3 protein-coding genes are annotated in these 5,478 nt (G+C 46.8%); all 3 read left to right on the forward strand.

The window, feature by feature from the left end; genetic code table 11:
* Window positions 1-758, forward strand: a 758-nt coding sequence (locus BP727_RS09250; RefSeq protein WP_273271865.1) for a hypothetical protein, incomplete at its 5' end; no start/stop codon positions are given.
* A 144-nt stretch (window positions 759-902) separates the two neighbouring features.
* The gene (locus tag BP727_RS09255; protein WP_276620683.1) at window positions 903-1,772 is read left to right on the forward strand and encodes a hypothetical protein; all 870 of its coding nucleotides are present in this window, start codon (window positions 903-905) and stop codon (window positions 1,770-1,772) included.
* Between the two features lie 88 nt (window positions 1,773-1,860).
* The coding region (locus BP727_RS09260; RefSeq protein ID WP_286858489.1) for a DUF7507 domain-containing protein at window positions 1,861-5,478 on the forward strand (3,618 nt) is incomplete at its 3' end.

Consider the following 5,478-nt stretch of genomic DNA (forward strand, 5'->3'; position numbering starts at 1 on the left):
TAATGTTTAAATCAAGATGGAAGATAGCCTTTTTGCTGGTATTGAGCCTGGCAAGCATAATGTCGAATTCAGCAGCTCAGGATGAAGCACCTCAGAGTGTAGCACCTCCGAGTACAGGCAGCTGTACTCCCGTTCTGCAGGATCCAGTAGCTCCAGGCGATATAATCGACCTCAGAGGTCCCGATGTACCGGCTGATCAGCAGGCATTGGGCATTCATTGGGACTATATGTGGACGGTTAAAGAAGATGATGCGGGAGGAAGGACGGTCGCAACACTTGATACCCAAAGCATCTCTTTTGCTGTTCCAACTACGGAATATGCAGAAAATTATTACTTCGAGATGTTGGTTACAGCTCGTGAGGCTGCACTTTGTATCAACCAGGCCTGCATGACCTTCCCGATTGTGACCCCAGGTCAGTGCTCAATAACAACAGATTCATCGGATCAGATTTGCATCATCGATGATAAAAATCACAAATATAGCACAGAAAGCACTCCCGGCCAGGTCAATCAGCGCTGGTGGGTGTTCAAGCAAGGCGAAGTTCCTGAAAATCTGGAATACAACGGCAATGCCGATTCCAAGGTCGGAGATGGGTCCAACATAAACATCAAATGGAATGAATGGGCTGAGAATTCCGGCACATATGTTATAATGACAGGGTACTTCGGCAAGAAATCACCCTATGTTTTCCAGGGATCATGCCAAAAGCAAGTTGTGATTGTGGATGTGCCGCTCAATACGATAACTGTAACGTGATGCAAATTATGGGCACCAGGGCATTGCCTGGTGGCTCATTTTTATTAAATATTGGACTGGCCTGGCAATCGGCTGCCGATGGGCAAAACGCATGATGATATGTTAAATATAAATAATTATTTAAAAAAGTGCAGGATATAGACTATGAAATCCATCCTCAGCAATTCCAAAGAGACTATCTGCCTCTCGGCCATTTTATGTCTATTTTTCCCATTTATCCTGAGCTCTGCAGCAGGATCAGATTGGCCTGACTGCAATTTTCACTGTCGCGCCAAGGATGTAACGATAACCGATCTCTGGCTGGGGGATGCTCAGGGAAATTTGCTATCTGCTTGCGCTCAGAATAGCTCAGTAGATGCCTATATATGGGCCAGATTTAAGAACAATGCCAATAGTCCTCGATATGCGGTAATTCTCTTATGCGACATATATGTGGATGGTGCTCTGCAGGAATCCCATTACGATGATGGAGGCCTCTGCGTTCTGGATACCATTCCCGCAGGCTCTGAGAATTCTCTCTCCTTATATGGATTCTCATTTAGCTGCGGCCAGGAGGTAAGGATAGAGAATCTGGTCATAAGCTGGGAGACGGCCAATGGCATCGATTGCTCCAATGCTAATCGGAGATGCAGCAATCGAAATACCAAATGCTATCGTGAGACTGGCTCCATTGATCTGACACCTCCGAGCTGCCAAATTGAAGGGCCGAGCATTCCTTGTGAGAGCATCATCGCCACATATCTGCCCCAGATCACGAGGGCACCCGAATTAAAGCCCCAATTGGTTTGGAGAATAGATGGAATGGATGCAGAAGACGAGTCGGCAGAGGAAGGCCTTCAGGTTGATTGGAGAGACTATGGAAGTGGGTATCATATTCTGCAGCTTAGCATAGATTGGAATGATGACCATGGCAGGCTGGTTCAGAGCTGCACGGACAGCCTCAGGATTCTGGTTGTTGAAGTGCCAAGCAATGTGATCGAACTGACCTCAGGGACTGAGACGCTCAATGATTAAGCTTCTGTGCTTGCGCGCGCCTTCCTCCGGAAGGTCAAAGAGTCCAGAAATCGCCCATATGTGTACATGGCTATCACTAGCTATAATCTTGGCACTAATCCTTCCCGTCAGCGCAGAGCCGAATCAGATCATCGGTGGCGTATCCTATACGATCTCCGCACCTTTAGCCCCTGAGGGGCAGAGCTACAATTATAGCTGGTCAGCAACTGGAGGCACTCCACTTAACGCGAGCCAGAGCTCATTTCAGTGGACAGCTCCCCTTGTAGAGAATTCTACCACCGTTCTGATCGAACTGAAAATAGAGAGCAACGTAAGCGGCTGCATTAATGAAAACCAGATTGAGATGCTGGTCTTGCCCGCAGCAAAAGCAGAGATTCACCTAAAAAAAGACTGCAGATATAGCCCACCAGTGAGGGTGGGCGATACAGTCGTTTATACATATAACGTAACCAATATCGGCGGAGTCACTCTTTATGAAATAAACCTCACCGATACTCATGATTGGGGGCCGAACTGCCATCCAACTCGGGTTGGAGGTGGGGGAGGTGACGAAGCATTGGAGCCGGGCCAATCATGGCAATATGAATGTCTTTACGAGATTCATGATCCTGCCAATTATACCATACTGCGCATCATGGCTAGCACTGGTTACAGGGAGCAGGATATGATTGAGAAGCTACTGCGGCTGAGAACTCGCATGGAAATCAATCTGGAGAAGATGAGAAGACTGCAAAAAGAGTTCGATCCGCATGCGGCAACGCTAACTATTGAGCGCATGCAGATGGCTGGCATCAACTATACCTCCTACTACTATGTCAATGAAGTGACTGAGGAGAGCCTGAAGAGGATTATAGATCCGCAAGGGAATTTAAGCGTCACTTACTATAGAGATCCCGTCTCGCAATTGAATTTGACCACTCGATACGATCCAAAAGGAAAGATTCTCTCGGAGGAGGAATACTACTATACGCATCCGGGAACGAATGAGTACATGAAGATCGAATACGATAATCCATCTGTGGGCTTGAAGACCATTACCATTACGGATTATATTACAGGAGATACATTGATCATAATAGAAGATTATAACGGAGTTATAATAAGCAAAGAATACAAAAAAACGCCGGGCTACATAGTTTACGAGGAGAAATATATCCTCAAAAACATCGCCACTGTGAAGGCGAAGACGGGAGCTGGCCAAGAGGTATCCGATTCAGATACATATTCTTTGGAGATATTCAAGCAAAATCCAATTTTGAGCGTTTTTAAAGATGATGAGCCAGATCCAGTGCAATTCAATGGTACTATTAATTATACCATCGCATATAAAAATAACGGCGGTCAGGATGCTCACGAGGTAATGCTAAAAGAGACCTACAATGAGAGCCTGGAGTTCATATGGGCAAGCCCTGCTCCGGATCCGGGCACAATTGATGCCTGGACCATTGGAGATCTGGATAAAGAAGAGTCCGGCAAGATAGCGATCCAGGCCAGATTGAAGGATATTCTAACACCGGGATCAATAATCACCAATCGCATTGATATGTGGTGTAAAGAAGGATCGCATGCCGTTGCCTGGGCCAATACAACTGTAACCGGAGAAGGGCTGGTAATTGGAAAAAGGGCCTCATCCCGCATAATTTTCCCAGGGGAGCATCTGAATTACACCATAGACTACAGAAATAATGGCTCTGTGAAGCAGACCGATGTTGTGATCCATGATTATTTGGATGAAAAAGTCGATTTTAAGTATTCTCTATCAGATCCACTTCTCATCAATGAGAGCTCAGGAAGACACCACTGGTGGTATGTTGGAGATCTGCTGCCCGGATCCGGAGGGACCATCGAGATCTTCGTGAAGGCCAAGGGCAAAGACACATTCAAAGACAACGCTGGTTCGGTCTTCAACACATATCAGATAAACTCTTCGCAAACAGAAGGCACGAATAAAACACTGGAGACCTACGTCGTCCACTCATTATGGATCAAGAAGGAGGCAAATGCAACTGCCGCCGCTCGAGGTGAGAATATCACCTATACAATAAAATATGGAAACTCAGACACCGATTTTACCGCTGAGAATGTGAGCATAACGGATATGCTTCCAGAAGTTGATTTTCTCGGAGCAACTCCTCATCCCAACATCATAAACGGAAAAAATCTCACCTGGATGATCGGCAATCTGACTCCGAGGGCAAACGGCACGATAGTTCTCGATGTTCATATACCCAAGAAGACGCAGATGGTCTTCGATGAAACCTCATCTGTAGAAGGCGATGGCTTTATCCGCATGCGAAAGAGTCTATCCACGGAAGAAGCGGAGCGCTCGCTCACAAACAGGGTCGAGATCCGGGGGTACTATGAATCTATGCCAATCCCTGTCAGTAGCAGCTCTGTGGTGGTCACCATTCTCGGAGCTGCCGGAACAAGGATCACTACTTCGGAGCACGGGAGCGGCCACTACGAGGAGGATGAGAATTCGCGCTTGGTATCAAAGAACAAGAGCGTGAGTCTAAAAAAGGATATCTTTGCCAGCTATGGGCGTTCTACTTTCCAGCTGCCCGGCAAACGAAGCATAGACTACCAATCCCTGTGGTCGGACAGAACATCAGCGGCAAATTATATTCGAGGAGAAGTGGTCACAGAAAATTACCTTTATGTCCACAACCTGCAAAAAGACAGCAGCTTTGATGTGGACATGAACCAGACAGTATATCGTTCAGACGCCAGCCATGATTCTGGAATAGCTCGAATCAGTTATAGGAAGAATGCACAGGACAGCTCCCATAGCATAAAAGAAATGATAGATGAAGATTATCATGGCAGTTTTAAAGTGTTTCAATCTATTGACTCTTATGGAGAGAATGTAAGACAAGATAGGTCGATCACAGGCAAAGGGCGAGTGTCCTCGGACAAGCGAACAGAATCTCAAAGATCCTTTGAGCATGGGAGCGGTTACTATTCAGCTCAGGAATCGATGGATTCAAGCAGCATCACAAAGAACGTCAAGATGCTCTACTCGCCGCAAAATGAGATCCTGGGATCCATGAACACTAGCGGCGGAAGCCTATGGCGGGAAGGCATGCAGACCAAAGATCCAGAGCAGGAGCTCATCATAAGCGAAGAGATTCGATCCGCCTCTTACATCGAAAAAGAGGCAGAAATGGATTTGTCATCATTGAAGTTTATAGGCTCCTTCAACGGGTCCATGGATACTGCAATCCTCCAGGGAAATGGCCCAGATTATGAAAAGGTGCGGCTAGATCAGAGCTTTGTAGGCAAATTCAACATTGATACCGCCATCAGCCTGCATCCTGAGCCAGTACACCGCTATGTGCATGTGAACATTGAGAAGAAAGCCATTATGCAGGATGATAATATAGTCCTCTTCCTTATCAATGTCACCAATGACGGCAGCAGGCCGCTCAAGAAATTGGATGTTTCGGACAGGCTTCCTCCGGGCCTGAGCTTCATCGACTCCAGCCAGAGGCCAGAAGTTGATGGCCAATTCATCAATTGGACTATCTCGTCACTGGACATTGGCAGAACGATGACCATAAAGCTGAGAGCCAGGGTCGAGAACGGCCGCCAGATATATGATAATTACGTGAGCGTGTCAACCGGCTATAATGACACTAGAATTGAAGCCGAGAACCATACCCTCTTTGAGGCTTACTATCAGCCGCTCTCCTGTTGCCCGGAGCTG

Source organism: Methanosaeta sp. UBA356, from assembly GCF_002496465.1.
GTDB classification, from domain to species: Archaea; Halobacteriota; Methanosarcinia; order Methanotrichales; family Methanotrichaceae; genus Methanothrix; species Methanothrix soehngenii.